This window comes from Paenibacillus sp. sgz302191 (genome assembly GCF_057749925.1).
Map to the genome: position 1 here is coordinate 1 of NZ_JBYLHY010000097.1, position 808 is coordinate 808.

Annotated in this window: 1 protein-coding gene; it reads left to right on the top strand. The window is 54.8% G+C overall.

Annotation, left to right across the window (positions count from 1 at the left end):
• Positions 1 to 808 (top strand): hypothetical protein (locus AC3G2T_RS38755; protein WP_488438824.1); only part of this gene is annotated, 808 nt, incomplete at both ends.

Below are 808 nucleotides of genomic sequence, written 5' to 3' on the forward strand. Positions count from 1 at the left end.
TCACCGCTCTGTACCAATACAATCCGGCGGGCGAGAAAGTCAAGGAGACGGACGCATTAGGCCATGCCAAATCGTACGATTACGATCCTGCCGGACGTCTCATCCGGGTCACCGACCCGTTAGACGTCAGCGTTGCATACAGCTACGACATGGCCGGCAACAAGCTGGACATGACGGACGGCAAAGGGAAAGTCACCCGCTACCGCTACGGGGCGTTCGGATTGCTGCGTTCGGTCACGAACGCGTTGAGTCAATCGATCGCGTATCGCTATGATCTGGCTCTGAACGCAGCGGAGATGACCGACCGCAACGGCAACCATACCCGTTATGTGTACGACAACAGGAACCTGCTGCTGGAAAGAACCGTCAAAGAAACAGGCGATTCGATCGCTTATACGTACGACGAAGCGGGCAACCGGGCGTCGATGACCGACGAGAGCGGGGCAAGCAGTTATACGTACGACGGGAATAACCGTATCCTGCAGATTTCCAAAGGCGGAATTACGCAGATTGCCTACACCTATGACGCCGTAGGCAGCATCGAAACCGTCACGGATTCCAAAGGCTTCGTTACATCCTACACTTACGACAAGTCAAGCCGGATGTCGACCGTATCGTTCCAAGGCAAGACAACTGCCTACACCTACGACGAGAACGGCAACCGGACGTCGATTGCTTACGAGGGCGGAGTGAAGGAAGAGTATGCGTTTGACAAAAACAACCGGTTGATGAAGCTCGTGAACAAGAAACCGGACGGCAGCCTTATATCCGAGTACGCTTATGCGTACGACGACGCAGGCCGACAAAC